This window comes from Rhizobium sp. HT1-10 (assembly GCF_049472505.1).
Taxonomy (GTDB): domain Bacteria; phylum Pseudomonadota; class Alphaproteobacteria; order Rhizobiales; family Rhizobiaceae; genus Rhizobium.
The window spans coordinates 251,878-271,916 of the sequence record NZ_JBCEBQ010000005.1 but is presented as its reverse complement, the minus strand read 5'-3'; the positions used below and the strand labels follow the sequence as shown (position 1 = coordinate 271,916).

General features: G+C 62.1%; 17 protein-coding genes. 4 read left to right on the top strand and 13 right to left on the bottom strand.

Features of this window, described 5'->3' with window-relative positions; translation table 11 throughout:
- The first annotated feature begins 13 nt into the window (after positions 1-13).
- Positions 14-376 carry a glycine cleavage system protein GcvH gene (gene gcvH, locus VH564_RS15680; RefSeq protein WP_423340773.1) on the top strand — a complete coding sequence of 121 codons (363 nt, stop codon included), beginning with the start codon at positions 14-16 and terminating at the stop codon, positions 374-376.
- Complete coding sequence (gene gcvP / locus VH564_RS15675; protein WP_423340772.1) at positions 376-3,240, top strand: aminomethyl-transferring glycine dehydrogenase; 2,865 nt, start codon at positions 376-378, stop codon at positions 3,238-3,240. Before gcvH ends, gcvP begins: the two co-directional genes overlap by 1 nt.
- A gap of 41 nt (positions 3,241-3,281) precedes the next feature.
- Here the strand turns inward: gcvP and VH564_RS15670 are convergent, their stop codons facing one another.
- The 10 genes from VH564_RS15670 to VH564_RS15625 all read right to left on the bottom strand — a co-directional run bounded on the left by VH564_RS15670 (position 3,282) and on the right by VH564_RS15625 (position 11,848).
- Entirely contained in the window at positions 3,282-3,905 is a 624-nt protein-coding gene (locus VH564_RS15670) for a LysE family translocator (RefSeq protein WP_423340771.1), read from the bottom strand.
- Positions 3,906-4,001: 96 nt separating this feature from the next.
- On the bottom strand, positions 4,002-4,394 hold the full coding sequence (gene sufA, locus VH564_RS15665; RefSeq protein WP_423340770.1) for a Fe-S cluster assembly scaffold SufA: 393 nt from the start codon (positions 4,392-4,394) through the stop codon (positions 4,002-4,004).
- A gap of 85 nt (positions 4,395-4,479) precedes the next feature.
- Positions 4,480-4,560 carry a hypothetical protein gene (locus VH564_RS15660; RefSeq protein WP_423340839.1) on the bottom strand — a complete coding sequence of 27 codons (81 nt, stop codon included), beginning with the start codon at positions 4,558-4,560 and terminating at the stop codon, positions 4,480-4,482.
- A gap of 195 nt (positions 4,561-4,755) precedes the next feature.
- A complete protein-coding gene (locus VH564_RS15655; RefSeq protein ID WP_423340769.1) occupies positions 4,756-5,034 on the bottom strand; it encodes a ribbon-helix-helix domain-containing protein in 279 nt (92 codons plus the stop codon).
- A 48-nt stretch (positions 5,035-5,082) separates the two neighbouring features.
- Positions 5,083-5,463 (bottom strand): SUF system Fe-S cluster assembly protein, encoded by a 381-nt coding sequence (locus VH564_RS15650; protein ID WP_423340768.1) that lies wholly within the window; start codon positions 5,461-5,463, stop codon positions 5,083-5,085.
- A 12-nt stretch (positions 5,464-5,475) separates the two neighbouring features.
- Positions 5,476-6,717 (bottom strand): cysteine desulfurase, encoded by a 1,242-nt coding sequence (locus VH564_RS15645; protein ID WP_423340767.1) that lies wholly within the window; start codon positions 6,715-6,717, stop codon positions 5,476-5,478.
- A 13-nt stretch (positions 6,718-6,730) separates the two neighbouring features.
- Positions 6,731-8,005, bottom strand: coding sequence for a Fe-S cluster assembly protein SufD (gene sufD / locus VH564_RS15640; RefSeq protein ID WP_423340766.1), 1,275 nt, complete (start codon positions 8,003-8,005; stop codon positions 6,731-6,733).
- A gap of 22 nt (positions 8,006-8,027) precedes the next feature.
- The gene (gene sufC, locus VH564_RS15635) at positions 8,028-8,783 is read right to left on the bottom strand and encodes a Fe-S cluster assembly ATPase SufC (RefSeq protein WP_142822795.1); all 756 of its coding nucleotides are present in this window, start codon (positions 8,781-8,783) and stop codon (positions 8,028-8,030) included.
- 280 nt (positions 8,784-9,063) lie between these two features.
- A complete protein-coding gene (gene sufB / locus VH564_RS15630) occupies positions 9,064-10,533 on the bottom strand; it encodes a Fe-S cluster assembly protein SufB (protein ID WP_423340765.1) in 1,470 nt (489 codons plus the stop codon).
- Positions 10,534-10,681: 148 nt separating this feature from the next.
- Positions 10,682-11,848: a cysteine desulfurase family protein gene (locus VH564_RS15625; RefSeq protein ID WP_423340764.1), complete on the bottom strand. Its 1,167-nt coding sequence runs from the start codon at positions 11,846-11,848 to the stop codon at positions 10,682-10,684.
- A 219-nt stretch (positions 11,849-12,067) separates the two neighbouring features.
- Here VH564_RS15625 and VH564_RS15620 point away from each other — a divergent pair, with 219 nt between their 5' ends.
- On the top strand, positions 12,068-12,745 hold the full coding sequence (locus tag VH564_RS15620) for an alpha/beta hydrolase (protein ID WP_423340763.1): 678 nt from the start codon (positions 12,068-12,070) through the stop codon (positions 12,743-12,745).
- A gap of 122 nt (positions 12,746-12,867) precedes the next feature.
- Here VH564_RS15620 and VH564_RS15615 read toward each other — a convergent pair whose 3' ends face one another.
- Positions 12,868-13,545, bottom strand: a complete 678-nt coding sequence (locus VH564_RS15615) for a hypothetical protein (RefSeq protein WP_423340762.1) — start codon at positions 13,543-13,545, stop codon at positions 12,868-12,870.
- A 181-nt stretch (positions 13,546-13,726) separates the two neighbouring features.
- Entirely contained in the window at positions 13,727-14,851 is a 1,125-nt protein-coding gene (locus tag VH564_RS15610; protein ID WP_423340761.1) for an anhydro-N-acetylmuramic acid kinase, read from the bottom strand.
- 131 nt (positions 14,852-14,982) lie between these two features.
- Between VH564_RS15610 and tyrS the strand changes: the two genes are divergently transcribed.
- Positions 14,983-16,239: a tyrosine--tRNA ligase gene (gene tyrS / locus VH564_RS15605; RefSeq protein ID WP_423340760.1), complete on the top strand. Its 1,257-nt coding sequence runs from the start codon at positions 14,983-14,985 to the stop codon at positions 16,237-16,239.
- 320 nt (positions 16,240-16,559) lie between these two features.
- On the opposite strand, the gene VH564_RS15600 is transcribed toward tyrS, so the two are convergent.
- A complete protein-coding gene (locus VH564_RS15600) occupies positions 16,560-19,913 on the bottom strand; it encodes an AsmA-like C-terminal domain-containing protein (protein ID WP_423340838.1) in 3,354 nt (1,117 codons plus the stop codon).
- Positions 19,914-20,039: the final 126 nt, after the last annotated feature.

Sequence of the window (20,039 nt, the reverse complement as noted above, 5' to 3'; positions counted from 1 at the left end):
AGAGGATATCCCCATGTTGAAATTCACTGAAGAACACGAATGGCTGAGCATCGAAGACGGCGTCGCCACAGTCGGTATCACCACCTATGCCGTTGAACAGCTCGGCGACCTCGTCTTCGTCGAATTGCCCGAGATCGGCAGCGCCCTGACCAAGGCCGGCAACGCCGCCACAGTGGAGAGCGTCAAGGCCGCCTCCGATGTCTACTCTCCACTCGACGGCGAGATCACCGAAGTCAACGAGGCCATCGTTGCCGACCCGTCGCTGGTCAACTCCGACCCGATGGGCAAAGGCTGGTTCTTCAAGCTGAAGCTCGCCAACGCCGCCGACGTCGACACCCTGCTCGACGAAGCGGCTTACAAGGAGCTCATCGCCTGATGAATACGCCGACCGAGTTTACCTTCACCGACTACCAGCCCTACGATTTTGCCAACCGCCGCCACATCGGCCCTTCGCCCGAAGAGATGAAGGCGATGCTGAAGGTGATCGGCTACAATAGCCTTGACGCGCTGATCGATGCCACCGTGCCGCCGGCCATCCGCCAGACGGCGCCGCTGGCCTGGGGTCCGGCCATGACCGAGCGCGAGGCGCTCGACAAGCTGCGCGAGACCGCCAACAAGAACAAGCTCCTCGTCTCGCTGATCGGCCAGGGCTATTACGGCACGATCACCCCGCCGGTGATCCAGCGCACTATCCTGGAAAACCCCGCCTGGTACACGGCCTACACGCCGTATCAGCCGGAAATCAGCCAGGGCCGCCTCGAGGCGCTGTTGAACTACCAGACGATGATTACAGATCTCACCGGCCTCGACGTCGCCAACGCCTCGCTTCTCGACGAAGCGACCGCCGCCGCCGAAGCCATGGCGATGGCGGAACGCGTATCGAAGTCGAAGGCCAAGGCCTTCTTCGTCGATGCCGCCTGCCATCCGCAGACCATCGCGCTGATCGAGACGCGCGCCGAGCCGCTCGGCTGGCAGGTCGTCATCGGCGACCCCTTCACCGATCTCGATCCGGTCGACGTCTTCGGCGCCGTGTTCCAGTATCCGGGCACACACGGCCATATCCATGACTTCACCGGACTGATCTCCAGGCTGCACCAGACCGGCGCCATCGCCGTCGTCGCCGCCGACATCCTGGCACTGACGCTGCTGAAATCCCCCGGTGAAATGGGCGCCGACATCGCCATCGGCTCGTCGCAGCGCTTCGGCGTGCCCGTCGGCTACGGCGGCCCGCACGCGGCCTACATGGCCGTCAAGGACGTCTACAAGCGCTCCATGCCCGGCCGCCTCGTCGGCGTCTCGCTCGATGCGCGCGGCAACCGCGCCTACCGCCTGTCGCTGCAGACGCGCGAGCAGCATATCCGCCGCGAAAAGGCGACGTCGAACATCTGCACTGCGCAGGTGCTGCTCGCCGTCATGGCCTCCATGTACGCCGTCTTCCACGGACCGCAGGGCATCAAGGCCATTGCCCAGCAGGTGCACCAGAAGGCCGTGCTGATGGCCAAGGGCCTGGAAAAGCTCGGCTACACCATCGAGCCCGAGACCTTCTTCGACACGATCACTGTCGATGTCGGCCACATGCAGGCGCTGATCCTGCGCGCAGCCGTCGCCGAAGGCGTCAACCTGCGCAAGGTCGGCGAAAACAGGATCGGCATGAGCCTCGACGAACGGACCCGCCCGGCGACGCTGGAAGCCGTCTGGCGCGCCTTCGGTGGCAATTTCGAGCTGGCCGATTTCGAGCCGGAATATCGCCTGCCGAAGGGGCTGCTGCGTACCAGCCCCTACCTGACGCATCCGATCTTCCACATGAACCGTGCGGAAAGCGAGATGACCCGCTATATCAGGCGGCTGTCGGATCGTGACCTCGCGCTCGACCGGTCGATGATCCCGCTCGGTTCCTGCACGATGAAGCTGAACGCGACGGCGGAAATGCTGCCGATCAGCTGGCCGGAATTTGCCGATATCCACCCCTTCGTACCCGACGACCAGGCACTCGGCTATCGCGCCATGCTCGACGACCTGACGGAAAAGCTCTGCGCCGTGACAGGCTATGAGGCCTTCTCGATGCAGCCGAATTCCGGCGCGCAGGGCGAATATGCCGGCTTGCTCACCATCCGCAACTACCACCGCGCCAATGGCAACGACCACCGCGACGTCTGCCTTATCCCGACCTCGGCGCATGGCACCAACCCTGCCTCGGCGCAGATGGCCGGCATGAAGGTTGTCATCGTCAAGGTCAGCGACGACGGCGACATCGACATGGCCGATTTCAGCGCCAAGGCCGAGCAGCATGCCGCCAATCTCTCCTGCTGCATGATCACCTACCCCTCGACACACGGCGTTTTCGAGGAGACGGTGAAGGAGATCTGCGCCCTGGTCCACCAGCATGGTGGCCAGGTCTATCTCGATGGTGCCAACATGAATGCCATGGTCGGCCTGTCCCGCCCCGGTGACATCGGCTCCGACGTCAGCCATCTCAACCTGCACAAGACCTTCTGCATTCCGCATGGCGGCGGCGGCCCCGGCATGGGCCCGATCGGCGTCAAGTCCCATCTGGCCGCCTATCTGCCGGGCCACCCGCAGACCGACGGACGCCCCGGCGCCGTCTCCGCTGCGGCCTTCGGCTCGGCCTCGATCCTGCCGATCTCCTGGAGCTACTGCCTGATGATGGGTGGCGAAGGCCTGACGCAGGCAACCAAGGTGGCGATCCTCAACGCCAACTACATCGCCGCCCGGCTGAAGGACGCCTATCCGGTCCTCTACACCTCGAAGGCCGGCCGTGTTGCCCATGAATGCATCATCGACACCAGGCCGCTGGTCGACAGCGCCGGCGTGACGGTCGACGACGTCGCCAAGCGTCTGATCGATTGCGGCTTCCATGCGCCGACGATGAGCTGGCCGGTGGCCGGCACCCTGATGATCGAGCCGACCGAGTCGGAAACCAAGGCCGAACTCGATCGCTTCTGCGCAGCCATGCTCGCCATCCGCGAAGAGGCAAAGGCCATCGAGGACGGCTTGATGGACAGGACGAACAATCCGCTGAAGAACGCGCCGCATACGGTCGAGGACCTCGTCGGCGAATGGGATCGTCCCTATTCCCGCGACCAGGCCTGCTACCCGCCCGGCGCCTTCCGGGTCGACAAATACTGGTCGCCGGTCAACCGCGTCGACAATGTCTACGGCGACCGCAACCTGATCTGCACCTGCCCGCCGGTCGAAGACTACGCCGAGGCGGCGGAGTAATGCAAAGACGGTGGCCCCGGATGAAACCGGGGCCATTTCTATCAGGAGAGCAAGCCATAGCTTGCGAAAACCAGCGCCAGCGCGCCGAACCCGATCAGCAGATAGGCCGAGATGCGCCCGACCTTGGCGGCGAATTGATCGGACAGGCGCTCCCGCGCTAACCACACCGCACCACTCAAGAACAGCCACCACGCCACCGAGCCGGTGAACGCGCCGCCGACAATCAGCGCGGCGCTCGCCGTGCTGCTCTCGTGCGCGAGCCCGAAGGCCGCAAAGAGCGCGCCAAACGAGATGATCGTCGCCGGATTGGAGATGGTCAGGAAGAAGGTGGAGAGCGTTGTGCGGAACAGGTCGGCAGCACCGATGTCGGCAGCGGCCACCGGCTCGGCAAAAAGGCTGCGATAGCCGAGCCAGATCAACAGCAGACCGCCGCCGAACGCGAGCGGGATCGCGATCCTGGCAAGAACATCGGCAAAGATCGCCAGGCCTCCCACGGCGACCAGCGCGTAGCTGGCGTCACCGAGCGCCGTTCCGAGGCCGAGGGCTGCGCCGGACCAGAAGCCGCGCTCAAGCGTACGGTTGATGCACAACGTCCCGATCGGCCCGGGCGGCGCGGTGATGATGATCCCCAACAGCGCGCCCTTTAAAAACAGGATCAGCCACATGCGACTGCTCCCGGCGCGGAAAGTGCTACGACCAGGATGGAAAAAACAAAGGCCGCCCGGAATGGCGGCCTTTGTCTAACAACTGCAGGAACGTGATTAGAGGGTGGCAACCGAGGCCTCGCGCTGGGCTGCAAGGGCTGCGAGATCGGCGGGCTTCAATTCGACGGATTCGCCGCAGCCGCAGGCCGATGTCTGGTTCGGATTGGTGAAGGTGAAACCGGATCGCAGCGTCGTCGTCTCGAACCCCATCTCGGTTCCGAGCAGGTAGAGAACAGCCGATGGCTCGATCCAGACCTTGGCGCCGTCCCGTTCGATCAGGTCGTCCTTGGCGATGGCCTCCGTCACCATGTCGATGGTGTATTCCATGCCCGCGCAGCCGCCCTTCTTGATGCCGATGCGCACACCCTTGGCATCCGGACCCGAGTTCTCGACAATCGCCTTGACGCGCGCGGCGGCGGCGTCAGTCATGGTCATTACGGCAAAGCCCATCGGTTCATTCTCCTGTGGCAGCCGGGTTCAAGGCCCGGTGCTTCGTCGCTAGAGATGTAATACCACGCCAGGCATGGATCAATAGCTAAACCAGCTTCGGAACGTCACGAGCGCCGTGCACCACTCGCACGATTTCGACACCCCCTAAATCTTGACGGTAGAGGATAAGGTACCGATCAACTGGAAACAGTCTCAGGCCTTGAGATCATCTCTCGCCACGCCTAACCCGGCATGGCGCCCAATTGCCGGAAGATGCGATAAATCCCGTCGTGCCACTCGAGTGCTGCCGCCGGATTTCGCGCCGCAATGTATGAGGTGATTTCCACTATGTCCGACTCCGCCAGCGGTCTGACGCGGAAACTCACGAACGGCTCGTGGCAAGGCGCGCTACCAATTCGGCTCGGGTTCGGGAAAATGCCTGTTCGCCGTCTCCCGCAGGGCCGCCGGCAATCCCTGCGTCCCACAGTTCGCCAATCTCCCGGTCGATCAGTTCGTGCCCGCTGCGACGTGAATGCCAATCACTTAACGCAGCTTTGAACACGTCAGAAACTGAGCTGTATTCACCGGAGTCGAGGGCAGCCCGCAGAATGTCTTCCATCTCGGACGATACATCGATCGCGACGACCTTGTGATGAGACATATTCGACCTCCAAGTCAAAATTAGCCGACTGGGCATCTCAGGACAAGATCAGTACCAGCCGACCGACACCTGGGCCTCTTCCGACATGCGGTCCGGGGTCCATGGCGGGTCGAAGGTCATGCCGACTTCGACGCCGGAAATGCCTTCGACGGCGCCGACGGCGTTCTCGACCCAGCCCGGCATCTCGCCGGCAACCGGGCAGCCGGGAGCTGTCAGCGTCATCATGATCTTGACCATCCGGTCGTCCTCGATGTCGATCTTGTAGATCAGCCCGAGTTCGAAGATGTCAGCCGGGATTTCCGGATCGTAGACCGTCTTCAGCGCGGCAATCACATCGTCGCTGAGGCGCGCCAGTTCGTCGGCGGGAATGCTGGAATGGACGATGCCATCGCGCACGTCGGTCTTCTGTTCGCTGTCGTCCAGGCTCATATCGAGCACTCCTTAGGCAAAGAATTTTCGCGCATGGTCGAGGGCATCGACCAGGGCGTCGACTTCGGCGCGCGTATTGTACATGGCAAACGATGCCCGGCATGTGGAGGTGACGCCAAACCGTTTCAAGAGCGGCTGGGCGCAATGGGTGCCTGCCCGCACCGCAACGCCCTGCCTGTCGATGACCATCGACACGTCGTGGGCATGGATGCCGGCGAGCTCGAACGAGAAGATGGCCCCCTTGCCCGGCGCGTTGCCAAACATGCGGAGCGAATTGATACCGCTCAGCCGTTCGGTTGCATAGGCCGTCAGATCGGCTTCGTGGCGGGCAATCGCCTCGCGTCCGATGCCTTCCATATAGTCGAGCGCGAAGCCGAGACCGATCGCCTGGACGATCGGCGGTGTGCCGGCTTCGAAACGATGCGGCGGATCGTTGTAGGTCACCGCCTCCTCGCTGACGTCGACGATCATCTCGCCGCCGCCCTGGAACGGCCGCATCTCGCGCAGGCGCGACTGCTTGCCGTAGAGAACCCCGATGCCCGAGGGACCGTAGAGCTTGTGGCCGGTGACGACGTACCAGTCGCAGTCGATATCCTGGACGTCGACCGGAAGATGCACCGCACCCTGGCTGCCATCGACCAGCACAGGGATGCCGCGCGCATGGGCAATCCGGCAGATCTCCTTGACGGGCAGCACCGTCCCGAGCGCATTCGACATGTGCGTGACGGCGACCAGCTTGGTGCGATCCGTCAGGCTCTTCTCGAAATCCTCGATGTGAAAGGCGCCGTCGTCGTCGACCGGGACCCAGACCAGCTTGGCGCCCTGCCGCTCCCGAATGAAATGCCAGGGCACGATGTTGGAGTGGTGCTCCAGGATCGTCAGAACGATCTCGTCGCCCTCGCCGATGTTGGGCATGCCCCATCCATAGGCGACGGTGTTAATCGCCTCGGTCGAGCCCTTCGTGAACACGATGTCGTCGACGCCGGGCGCGTTCAAAAAGCGGCGCACTTTTTCGCGGGATGCCTCGTAGGCGTCAGTTGCGGCATTCGACAGATAATGCAGGCCGCGATGGACATTGGCATATTCATTCGAATAGGCGTGCGAGACAGCGTCGATCACCAACTGCGGCTTCTGCGCCGAGGCACCGTTGTCGAGATAGACAAGCGGCTTTCCATAGACCTTCGTCGACAGGATCGGAAAATCCCGTCTGATGGCCTCAACATCATAGGCACTGGCAGTGGTGATCTTGTCCATCGGTCGGATCCAATCAGGCGTGCTTTTCGAGCCAGGTAGAGACGATGCTTTCCAGCGCCCCGACCAGAGCTTCGTTTTCCAGTTCCTCGACAATCTCGATGACGAAGGCGCTGACCAGCATCGCCCGCGCCCGGTTGGCCGGGATGCCGCGTGCCATCAGATAGTAGAGATGGGTGTCGTTGATATCGATGACGGTGGCGCCGTGTCCGCACTGCACGTCGTCGGCAAAGATCTCCAGCTCCGGCTTTGCCGAAAAGTCGCCGTCGTCAGACAGCAGCAGCGTATTGCAGGACATCTTGGCATCGGTCTTCTGGGCATCCAGCGCCACCCGGATCATGCCCTGGAAAACACCCTTCGCCCTGTCGAACACAACATTGCGAATGATTTCCTTCGACGTCGTATTCGGCACGTTATGGCCGAGCGTCATGGTCACGTCCGTATGTGTCTCGCCGCCGAGGAGGTTGACACCGCGCAGCTGCAGGTCGGCACCCTCGCCTGTGACGGCAATGTGCAGTTCCTGGCGCACCAGCTTGCCACCGGCGTTGACGACGAACAGCGTGAGCTTGGCGTCCTTGCCGAGATCGATGCGGATCTGGCCGAGATGGGTGTCCTCAGTGCCCTGCTCCTGCAGGATCACCCAGGTCACCTCGGCACCCTCGCCGATGCTGACTTCGCTCACAGTGGAGACCAGCGCCGCGTCGCCCATCACCGCACGGTGACGTTCGATCAGCGTGACCTTGGAGCCGGCACCGAAATTCACGGGCAACCGGCTATGAAGCTGACCGCCGGAGTGAACGAACTGCACTTCGAGCGGGGCTTCCAGCGCCACACCCGGAGCGATGTCGATGCTATAGCCGTCGCGCACAAAGCTGCCGTTGATCCGGCCAATCGCATCGTCGCGGTCGAGCGCATCGAGCGTCTGCGTCGCGCTGCCGTCGATCAGGCTTTCGGCATAGGGGCGAACCTCGACGCCTTCTGGCATCGACGTCGTCGTGCTGAGACCTTGCGAAACGGTCGCCACCAGCGAACCCTCGACCAGCGGCGCCAGCTTCGTAGCGCTGCCATTTGCGACGCTATCCGGCACGGAGCGCAACAGGTTCTTGAGGTCTGTGTAGTGCCACGCCTCGACGCGACGCGTCGGCAGGCCTGAGGTCTTCAACTCGTCCAGCAGCCGGTCGCGCAGGGCAAAAACGTCGCCGTTGCCCGGCAGCTCACCGATATGCGTGTTGTACGCCTCGATGAGCGCGGTCTCGGCCGCCGTCAGGCGGGTCGTTGTCTGCATGTTCATGGACATCGTCCTTTCCGCCCGCTCAGGCTGCAGCGCCGATGATATCGGCGTAGCCATTGGCCTCGAGATCGTGCGCCAGCGTCTTGTCGCCGGTCTTGATGATCTGGCCCTTGTAGAGAACATGGACCGTATCCGGCACGATGTAATCCAGCAGGCGCTGGTAATGGGTAATGACGATAGTGGCGCGATCCGGCGAACGCAGGGCGTTGACGCCGTCGGCAACGATCTTCAGCGCGTCGATGTCGAGGCCCGAATCCGTCTCGTCGAGGATGCAGAGTTTTGGCTGCAGCAGCGCCATCTGCAGGATCTCGGCGCGCTTCTTCTCGCCGCCGGAAAAACCGACATTCAGCGGACGCTTCAGCATCGCGGTATCGATCTGCAGCTTGGCCGCCGATTCCTTGACGAGACGCATGAAGTCAGGCGTCTTCAGCTCTTCTTCGCCGCGCGCCTTGCGCTGTTCGTTCATCGCCACCTTGAGGAACTGCATGGTGGCCACGCCCGGAATTTCGACCGGATACTGGAAGGCGAGGAAAATGCCCTTCGACGCGCGTTCGGCAGCGTCGAGCTCCAGAATGCTCTCGCCGTTGTAAAGGATCTCGCCCTCGGTGACTTCATAGTCGCTGCGACCGGAGAGGATATAGGAAAGCGTCGACTTGCCGGAGCCGTTCGGCCCCATGATGGCAGCGACTTCGCCGGCCTTCACCGTCAGGTTGAGACCACGGATGATCTCGGTGCCATCTTCGGCGATGCGGGCGTGGAGGTTTCTGATTTCAAGCATGTCTGTAATCCATCTTCAAAGTTGCGTTGCGCGCTTTGCAGCGCTGCAGTCAGAATTTACGCAGGCTCACGGCGCCAGGACCTTCAACAGCCGAACAATCAACCGAAAGATAAGGCTGGCCAAAAAGAGCCAAATATCCGGGCCCAGCAATACGTCAACGATTTCCGAGAACCGTCCCATCCGATCCGCAAGGTAACGGTGCTTGCGGGGTGGGGCCTTGGCTGCAGAGCGGCGGTCGGTGAACGACTGCCCTGGGTTTCCCGGCCGTGTCGCTTTCATATCACCCCACACTACCTTCCAGCGAAATCGAGATCAGCTTCTGCGCCTCGATGGCGAACTCCATCGGCAGCTCCTGCAGGACTTCCTTGACGAAGCCGTTGACGATGAGGGCAATGGCCTCTTCGGTCGGGATGCCGCGCTGCAGGCAATAGAACAGCTGGTCCTCGGAGATCTTCGACGTCGTCGCCTCGTGCTCGAACTGCGCCGAGGAGTTCTTCGCCTCGATATAGGGCACGGTGTGCGCCCCGCAGCGGTCGCCGATCAGAAGCGAATCGCACTGGGTGAAGTTGCGGGCGTTGGTCGCCTTGCGATGGGCCGAGACCTGGCCGCGATACGTGTTCTGCGAGACGCCGGCGGCAATGCCCTTGGAGACGATGCGGCTCGACGTGTTCTTGCCGAGATGGATCATCTTGGTGCCGCTGTCGATCTGCTGATGACCGTTGGACACGGCGATCGAGTAGAACTCGCCTCGGGAGTCGTCGCCGCGCAGGATGCAGGACGGATACTTCCAGGTGATGGCGGAACCGGTCTCGACCTGCGTCCAGGAGATCTTGGAGCGCGCGCCACGGCAATCGCCGCGCTTGGTGACGAAGTTGTAGATGCCGCCCTTGCCGTCCTTGTCGCCCGGATACCAGTTCTGCACAGTTGAGTACTTGATCTGCGCATCGTCCAGCGCCACCAGCTCGACGACAGCCGCATGGAGCTGGTTTTCGTCGCGCTGCGGTGCGGTGCAGCCCTCGAGGTAGGACACGTAGGCGCCTTCCTCGGCGATGATCAACGTGCGCTCGAACTGACCGGTGCCTTTTTCGTTGATGCGGAAATAGGTGGACAGCTCCATCGGGCAGCGCACGCCCTTCGGAATGAACACGAAGGACCCATCCGTGAACACGGCGGCGTTCAGCGTTGCATAATAGTTGTCGGTGGTCGGCACGACGGTGCCGAGATACTGCTTGATAAGATCGGGATGCTCGCGGATGGCCTCCGAGATCGACATGAAGATCACGCCGGCCTTCTTCAGCTCTTCCTTGAAGGTGGTGACGACCGAGACGCTGTCGAACACGGCATCGACCGCGATCCGCGACGTCTGCACGCCGGCCAGGATCTCCTGCTCGCGAAGCGGGATGCCCAGCTTCTCATAGACCTTCAGCAGTTCCGGATCGACGTCGTCAATCGACTTCGGCCCCGGCGTGCTCTTCGGCGCGGCGTAGTAATAGATGTCGTTGAAATCGATCTTCGGGTAGTCGACGCGGGCCCAGTCGGGCTCCTCCATCGTCAGCCAGCGCTTGTAGGCATCGAGACGCCAGGCGAGCATCCAGTCCGGTTCCTGCTTCTTGGCAGAAATGAAATGGATGATCTCTTCGGACAGGCCCTTGGGAGCCTTGTCCATTTCGATGATCGTCTCGAAACCATACTTATATTGGTCCACATCGATCAGGCGAACCTGATCGATCGTTTCCTGGACGGCAGCCATGTCGTTCTCCAATCTCGCCGGATACAAGGTCCGGCAGCTTGTCAACGGTTTAGCAAATTTGCATTTGCCACTATGTAGGTGGCCAATGGGATTTTTTCACCCCGATTGGCAAGCCTAAACTTGCGTTTCCGCAAAATTCAAAAGGCGGTCATGCCGCCACGCTGGCCAGCTTCCGCCGCCCGGCTATTTTCGTGAACGCCAGAAGCGCCCGGTCGATGTCTTCGTCGGTGGTGGCAAAGCCCAGCGAGATACGCAGCGCACCGAGCTGAGGATCACGTCCCATCGCCACAAGCACATGGCTCTCGCCGAGTTTCCCGGCTGAGCAGGCAGAGCCCGCCGACAGCGCCACGCCTTCGAGGTCGAAGGCGATCTGCCCGGTTTCCGCTTTCAGCCCCGGCAGCGTGAAAAAGGTGCTGTTCGGGACGCGCGGCTGGTCGCTGCCGTGGATGATGACATCGGGCGCCGCCTGCCGCATCCCGGCCTCGAGCCGATCGCGCAGAGCCAGCACCGTCGCGTTCCGCGACTGGAATTCGTCGGAGGCGGCAGCGGCAGCCGCGCCGAAACCGATCACCGCGAGCGAATTTTCTGTCCCCGAGCGATGGCCCTTTTCCTGGCCGCCGCCATGGATCAGCGGCTTCGGCATCAGGATCTCGCCGCGCGACACCAGCGCGCCGGCCCCCTTCGGACCGCCGATCTTGTGGGACGAAACGATCAGGAAGTCTGCGCCAATCTCGTTGATGTCGAGGGGGATGCGCCCGATAGCCTGTACCGCATCGACAACCATGATGCCGCCATGGGCATGGACGATCTGCGCCGCAGCCTGCACCGGCTGCAGGATCCCGGTCTCGTTGTTGGCGAGCATGATCGCCACCATCGGCAGGCCTGTAGCCTTGTCGTGGGCGGCAAGCAGCGCCTCGAGTGCTGCGAGATCGACAACCCCGTCGAAGGTGACGGGGATTTCGCTGACGCGATCACGCTCAAACCGTCCGCCTTCCCGCAGCGCCGGATGCTCGATCGCCGAGACATAGAGATGACTGACGGAAAGCGGCGTACGGCCCATCCGGAACTCCGGCGTCAGCACCATATTGGCAGCCTCCGTGGCGCCGCTGGTAAAAACCACATGCGCGGGCTCGGCACCGGTGAGAACAGCCACCTGACGCCGCGCTGCCTCTATCGCGGCGCGTGTGGCGCGTCCTTCGCCATGCACCGAGTTCGGGTTGCCGAACAGATCGAGCGCCCGCAGCACCGCCTCCCGCGCCGCCGGGTGAAGCGGAGCGGTGGCATTCCAGTCAAGATAGAGGCGTGATGCCGCCATGACCTGCTTTTCCTGCCTCAGCGATGCGGTTTGCCTGCGCCGGTTCATTTTTCTTGTAATTGCCGGCGGGCTTGCCTTATGACACCTCCACACGTGTGGAAGGCCATGCAGAGTTTCGAATTGTTCTAAACTGCGTTTTAGAAAAGATGAGCGCGTTCGTCAAGTCAACTTGCTGGCTAATGCATCTTGTCAACGCCGAAAATCAGGTACGGAGTATCGATGCCCGAAGTCATTTTCAACGGCCCAGCTGGCCGCCTTGAGGGTCGCTATCAGCCCTCCAAGGAAAAAAGCGCACCGATCGCCCTCGTGCTTCATCCGCATCCGCAGTTCGGCGGCACGATGAACAACCAGATCGTCTACCAGCTGTTCTACATGTTCCAGAAGCGCGGCTTCACCACGCTTCGTTTCAATTTCCGCAGCATCGGCCGCAGCCAGGGCGATTTCGACCATGGCGCCGGCGAGCTTTCCGACGCCGCCTCGGCCCTCGACTGGGTCCAGAGCCTGCATCCTGACTCCAAGAGCTGCTGGATCGCCGGCTACTCCTTCGGATCCTGGATCGGCATGCAGCTTCTGATGCGCCGCCCCGAAATCGAAGGCTTCATGTCGATCGCGCCGCAGCCGAACACCTACGACTTCTCTTTCCTCGCTCCCTGCCCGTCCTCCGGCCTGATCATCAACGGCGACGCCGACAAGGTGGCCCCGGAGAAGGACGTCAACGTGCTGGTCGACAAGCTGAAGTCGCAAAAGGGCATCCTGATCACCCACAAGGTCGTTCCGGGCGCCAACCACTTCTTCAGCGGCCAGGTCGACACGCTGATGGGCGAATGCGAGGACTATCTCGACCGCCGGCTCGCCGGCGAGCTGGTGCCGGAACCAGCAGCCAAGCGCATCCGCTAGTTTTGCGAGACCAAATTAAAACGCCGCTGGAGCGATCCGGCGGCTTTTTTTTGTTGCGAAGTGCGTGCATCCGACGACTGCCCCAGCGGCTAGGCCAGAATCGCGAGACACCAGTCCCTGGGCTAGCCGCCAATCTTCGGCCAGGGGAACGCCAGCACGTCGCGCGTATAGCTTTCCACGACAACGCTGAACGGCTGGCCGTCTGCGCGGGTGAGAAATGCCCGATGCTGGATCACGAACTGCGGGATGTCCAGAGTTCCGCTGGTGGATGGCGGAATGTCGCCTCCCATGTCCCAGCCATCTGGAAGCGGTTGCCACAGGAGCTCGGCCGAAATCGTGTGCCTCTGAAAATGCAGATCCTTCACCGCTCTGCCGAACGCCGTGTCCGTCGTTTCCAGAACGTGATTCATCTCGGCCGTCAAACGCGCCGGGACGTACCAGTTGTCGGCTTCCGACAACACACGGTCGCCGCAGCCGAGTTTGACGCGGCGATACTTGACCGGCTCGCTATCGGTCACGCCCAGCAGTTTGCGGACACCAGCATCGGCAGGCTTTTCGATGCCGGGATCGAGATGCGCGACGATCTTCGGCGTGGCGGCAAGCTTGTGGCTGGCGCACCAACGGTCGAGCGTCAGCGTCGCGCTGTCATGGCTGAGCAGCTCGGCATTCAGCGCGCTGACGATAGCCAAGGCTTCGAGACGGCCAACGGCGGTATCGGGCGGACCGAATTGATCCGCCGATGCCGTGCCGGCGATGACAAGACCAAGCGCCATAGCCGATAGAGGGAACCATGTTTTCATATTTGCCTCGCGTAAGTTTCCTGGCGGGGTGGGGCGCCGAAAATCTGTCTAACGTCTTCGTCATGACAGCCCGATGACAAGCAAATCTCTCCAATGGCGTCAACATGTTAGATCCTGAGGAGCAAGGCTGCCACCCTAAGTCGAGACCTTGCGGATGGCAGTCCGACCAGGGGTTATGCGATCACCTGTGACGCGCCAGAACCCCGCCTGTCACCGGAGCATCCACGCCCGTTGTCCCCGGATATGTCAGCGGCAGGCCCTCCAGCGAGCGCACCGCCAGATAGGCCCAGGCTTCCGCCTCCATGCTGCCACCATCGAAGCCGGCAGTCTCGGCGGCGATGACACGCGCGCCCTGTTCGGCGGCCAGGTCCGAGAACTCGGCCATGATCACCGGGTTGAGCCGGCCGCCGCCGCAGACGACATAGGTTTTGGGCGGCTGTGGCAGATAGGCCGCGAGCTTCAGGATGGACGCCGCGGTGACATGCGCCAGCGTCCGTGCGCCGTCTTCGAGCGAGACCTCCCCCTTGACCGGCGGCACGAAATCGCTGCGGTCGAGAGAGCGGCGGATGTTGGCGGAAAAGAACGGGCTTTCGAGATAACGGCGCACGAGCGGCGGCGACACGGTGCCTTTGGCGGCTGTCTCGCCATTGCGGTCGTAGGCCTTGCCTGTATGGGCCTCGATCCACTGGTCGATCAGCATATTGCCCGGGCCACTGTCGAAGGCGGAAAGCTGCCCGTCTTCGGCGATATAGGTGAGGTTGGAAATGCCGCCGATGTTGACGAAGACAACGGGCGTCGAGAATTCGTCCGGCAGGTTCGCCGACAGCGCTGCGTGGTAGATCGGGATCAGCGGCGCACCCTGCCCGCCATGCACCATGTCGTTGGCGCGCATGTCGTAGACCACGTCGATGCCGGTTTCGTCCGCCAGGAGCTGCCCGTCGCCGATCTGGACCGTCAGCCCCTCGTCCGGCCGGTGCAGCACCGTCTGCCCGTGGAAGCCGATGATGTCGACGTCGGCCGTCGAAAGACCGTTGCGCATCAGGAAGGATTTGATCGCCGCCGCATGGCAGAGCGTCAGCGCCTGCTCGGCCTCGCCAAGATCGCCGGGCCGCTCGCGCCTGTCCTTGATGACCTTGGCCGTCTCCAGCGCCTTCTTCCAGCGCCAACGCAATTCGTCGTCATAGGGAATGTAGAGGCTTTCACCGCGCTCCACGACGTCCTGTCCGTCGGTGCGCAGCAGCGCGATGTCGATTCCGTCCATCGACGTGCCGCTCATCAGCCCGATTGCCGTTCTTGTCTTCGCCATGAAGCCCTCGCAAAACATTGCCGCCGCAATAGTGCACTTTTTGAAAAACAGTGCTAAACGCGCCGCGACGGTTCAACAACAGCGATTTTGCCCCTTGTCCGCTGACAACGGCGCAACAAAGAGACCCTATCATGGCCGACTTCAAATCCGATTTCCTCAGCACCCTGCAAGAGCGCGGCTTCATCCATCAGGTTTCCGACGAGACCGGCCTGGATGCACTGTTCGCCAAGGAGACGGTCACGGCCTATATCGGTTTCGATCCGACGGCGCCGAGCCTGCACGCGGGATCGCTGATCCAGATCATGATGCTGCACTGGCTGCAGGCCACAGGACATCGCGCCATCTCGCTGATGGGTGGTGGCACCGGCATGGTCGGCGATCCCTCCTTCAAGGAGGAGTCGCGCCAGCTGATGACGGTCGACACCATCGAGAACAACATTGCCTCGATCAAGCAGGTGTTCTCGAACTACCTCAACTACGGCGAAGGCAAGACCGACGCGCTGATGATCAACAATGCCGAGTGGCTGCGGTCGCTGAACTACCTCGAGTTCCTGCGCGATGTCGGCCGGCATTTCTCCGTCAACCGGATGCTCGCCTTCGACAGCGTCAAGACCCGGCTGGAGCGCGAGCAGTCGCTGTCCTTCCTGGAATTCAACTACATGATCCTCCAGGCCTACGACTTCGTCGAGCTGGCCAAGCGCTACGATTGCCGCCTGCAGATGGGCGGCTCCGATCAATGGGGCAACATCGTCAACGGCATCGACCTCGGTCACCGCATGGGGACACCGCAGCTCTACGCCCTGACCTCGCCGCTGCTGACCACCTCGTCCGGCGCCAAGATGGGCAAGTCGGCAAACGGTGCCGTGTGGTTGAACGCCGACATGCTGTCTGCCTACGATTTCTGGCAGTACTGGCGCAACACCGAGGACGCGGACGTCGCGCGCTTCCTGAAGCTCTACACGACGCTGCCGATGGGCGAGATTGCCCGTCTCGCAGCGCTCGGCGGCGCCGAACTCAACGACGTCAAGAAGATCCTCGCCACCGAGGTGACGGCGATCCTGCACGGCCGTGACGCCGCCGACCAGGCAGCGGAAACCGCCCGAAAGACCTTCGAGGAAGGCGGCATCGCCGAGAACCTGCCATCGGTCGACGTACCGACGTCAGAACTCGATGCCGGCATCGGCCTGTTGTCGCTGATCGTGCGCGCCGGCCTGGCCGCATCGAACGGCGAAGCGCGTCGCCATGTTCAGGGCGGTGCCGTACGGATCAATGACACCCAGGTGACCGACGAGCGTCAGACGATCGGCAGCGCCGAGGTCACGGCCGATGGCGTCATCAAGCTGTCGCTTGGCAAGAAGAAGCACATCCTCATCCGCCCGCAGGGCTGAGACGATTGAGACATCCCGACAAGGCCGGCCATCGCGCCGGCCTTCAGACTGCTGACAAAGGTATTGCCTAACGCCTCCGCAGATCACTCGGGAAATTGAACCGATTTTTAAACTCCCCGCATCCTCGCCTTCGTGGCGGGGATACAGTCAGCTCAAGTCTTTGAGCTGAAACAGTCTTTTGACCCGACAGACGTCGGGTCGCGGGTTCCCCGCCACAAGAGCAAGGGTGAGGGAAGGTAGGGTATCGCTCTCGTCCATCAAGCTTCTTCAGGGTTAGTCCGCAGACTGAAGGCTGGCTATCGCGCCGGCCTTCAGTCTTGCTAGAACTCGAAAATCTGCCGGAAGATGCCGGGTGCGATCACCGATAGCGGATTGATCACCAGATTGGGCGAATCGAAGGCGCCCGTCAGCTTGAAGGTAATGCCGATCAAACCGCGATCGCTGCCGTTGCCGAGAATGAAGCCGACAATCGGAACTTCCGCGAACAGCCTGTTCAATCCGTAGGCGGGCATGAAGGTGCCGGTCATGTCGGTATTGCCGTCGGCATCCTTGATCGTGCCCTGGAACGTCGCCCCGACCTGATCGCCGCGCACCACGCCGTTCTCCACCGAAACAACCCCCTTGCGGATCGACAGATGGGCGAATCCGCGCTGGAAATTCTGGGCGCTGGCATCGATATCGTGCTTCACAGCAGCGCTCAGACTCTCCCCATTGCGACCGGTCGGCGTCGAGACGATGGATTGCAGCTTTTTCTCGTTGACGATCGAAAAGCGGCGGATGTCGATCGAACCTTCCCAGCTGTCGTCTCCATCAGCGCGTAGATTGAGGTTAAGCAAGCCGCCCCTCAGATGGCCGTAGATATCGACGAAGCGCGCGACCGAGCCGGCATCGCTGCTGGTGACGTGAAACGTTCCGCTCTGGCCGCCCTTGGTCATCTCGGTGACGACAGCCTGCCCGGTGCGGGTGACACCGGAGAAATCGGCTTGCGTCGCCTTGCCGTTGCTCAGCGCATAGACGAGGCTGACATTCTTGATCGTCTCGTCGTTGAAGCCGATGATCTTGTCGAGCTTGGCGCGGATCGTTGCGGTCGTCTTGTCGCCGCTGTCTGCGCCAGCCTTGGCGGGCGCCTTCAGTCGGGCAAGGATCGGCCTGATGTCGGCGGCATCGCCATCGACCCGAACATCGAAGGCGCCCTTGGTCCGCTTGATCGACAGGGCAAAATCATCGACCGCCGACAGCCTGATGTTCGAGAAATCGGCCGATGTCAGTCCGCCCTTGGAGACCTGGATCGAGCCAGCCGCGCCAAAACCGTCGCCTTTCAAGGTGAAATTCTTGAGGGACAGTTGATCTTCAGGGCCGGACGCCTCGAATTCTGCGTTTGCACCAATCCCGCTTCCCTTGGACCAACCAATCCAGGGGACTGTCAGCGCTGCCTTGGTCAGGTCGATCTCGACGTTTTGCCTATTGTCGTCGATGCGCGTCAGCTCGACCTTCAACGGTCCGTCGACGAAATCCGACAGGCCCGGAAGGATCGTTTCGCGCTGCTGGTTGCTGAGGGTGACATCGATGACCCGCTCGCGCTTGACCTGCGATCCCTTTTCCGTCGGCTCGACCATGTCGATCTTTGCCGGAACGCCGTCGATCTGCGCCTGCGCATCCAGATGGACCCGTTGCGGATCCGCATCGATCTTGCCGTCGATATTGGATATCTTGCGGCCGTCGAATGCTTTCAAGACATCGACCTTGTGCAACTGCATCTGCGCCTTCCAGACCGGCGGCGGCGGGTTCTGGTCATTGATCAGACCGAGCGTCGCATCGATGCTGGCATCGACCTTGCCATTGAAGTCCGCCGGCTTGAATTCGGTCCGCTGCAGGACGCTGAGCGGCTTGAAGGTCAGCAGTTCCCCGACGGCGTCTCCCGGGCCGGAGAGCCCCAGCTTCATTTGCGCCATCAATGGCTTGTCGTAGACAGCCGGGATCGAGAAGGTGCTCGGCCCGACGGCGACCTGTCGGCCCGAAGGGAAATAGGATGTGCCCTTGGCGATGTCGACCGAGATGGTCGGGCCGAGGAGATCGAAATGTCCGGTCATGTCCCTGATCGGCGGAATATCGCCGGGTACATTGAGGCGGGAACCATCAATATCGAAAGCCAGGTGCAACTCTTTCTCGTCCAGTCGCAGGTTGCCGGTCGCTGCCGCCTGCGCCAACCTGCCCTCGGGAATGAACAGCGAGATCGTCGCGTTGCTCATGCTGCCACCGAACAGATTTGCCTGGACCCAGGTACGCGCCTTTGGCGACATCCAGAATGGCCATAGCTGCTTGACCGCGGATGTCTGAAGCCGCTCCGCCCGCGCACCGAAGCTGATCTCCGGCGATCCGGGCGCAACGCGCAGATGCAGGGAGCCGAACAGCGAGCCCATCGGCGTTATGATGCCGATACTATCGAACTGGAGCTCCTTGCTGGCTGTGATGTAACGACCCTTGGCCTGTCCGTCGAAATTCAGGGGCGGCTCGCCAGCGGCAGCGGTCGCGGCGATCGCGTCCTTGATCTGGAACTCCACGCCGAAGCCTTTTTCGGCAGCCGGATCGAGGCGGTCGAGATCGATTACCGAGCCCGAGAACGGCACCACTGTCGCCTGGAAGGTGGCAACCGACCTGTCGATCTGGAGCGCGTTGCGGTCACTGTTGAAGCTGAGGTTGACGTCGGCGTCGGAAATCTCCTGCTTGTCACGATCCATGTAGAGCGTGCTCGGCTTGACCTTGATGGCCCCCGTTAGCGTAGCAGCGCCATTCTCACCTGCCCTTGTGGATGCGAGCGAGACATCGGCGAAGCCGTTGATGCCCTGGCGCGGCTGGCCGAGCGAATCATATGCAAGCGTCAGCGGCGTCAGATCCAGGTGGGTGATGACCGCCGTCATCGAAGACGGCCGGCCCGCTTGCTGTGTGGCATTGATGTCGAGCGAGGCGATCGATCCATCGATCGACACCTGCCCCTTCAGCCGAAGGGTGTCCGGGGTTGGCCGCGAAAAGCCGAGCTGGTCGACCACCAGCGAAATCGGCGCGCTGCCGTCCTGGCGGGCCAGCTTGACTGCAAGTCCAGATATCTCCACCGCATCCGTGCCGCCGCGCTCGACGAAATGCTGAAGCAGGTCGAGGTTGGCGTAGGCGGACTCCAGCGCCGCCGGAATCGCATCGACGCGCAATTTGGCAATATCGATCGGCTCGCTCTGCGGCAGCAGTGCGGTGTCGAGGGCTATGCCCTTGGCCCGCACCGTGGCAATCGCAATGCGCCCTTGCACCAGCGCGAAGGGGTCGAGAACCATGCGCACGGCCCCCATCGTCGACAGGTGCTTTCCCGTCTGCTGGTCTACGACGTTAACGTCGCTTGCCTCGAGCGCGAGCTGGAAATCCGACGTGAAGCGAAGGACGGTGGAGCCGACCTCGGCCTTGTAGCGAGGCCCGATCGCGTTATCGAGCGCCGCCTGCGCCTTCATGGACAGCGGTTCGTCGAAAATGCCGCTTTCGATACTGGCAACGATGGCGCCGGCAATGAGCGCTAGGAAGATCGCAAAGACGCAGGTGATGCGGGTCGCATGCCACACATGGCCGCCACGTCGCCTGCGCCGCCGGGGGGAGTTCAGGATAAGCGGATCGTCGACCTGCGACGATGGCATTTGATCGAGCGCGACAAGATCCTTCTTGCGGAATTTCACTTTTTCGCCCCGGATCAATCCACCGCGTCCTTCTTCGATTCACTTCATCGTTGACGCCTCGGTTGAGTGACGCCAGACACAAATCAC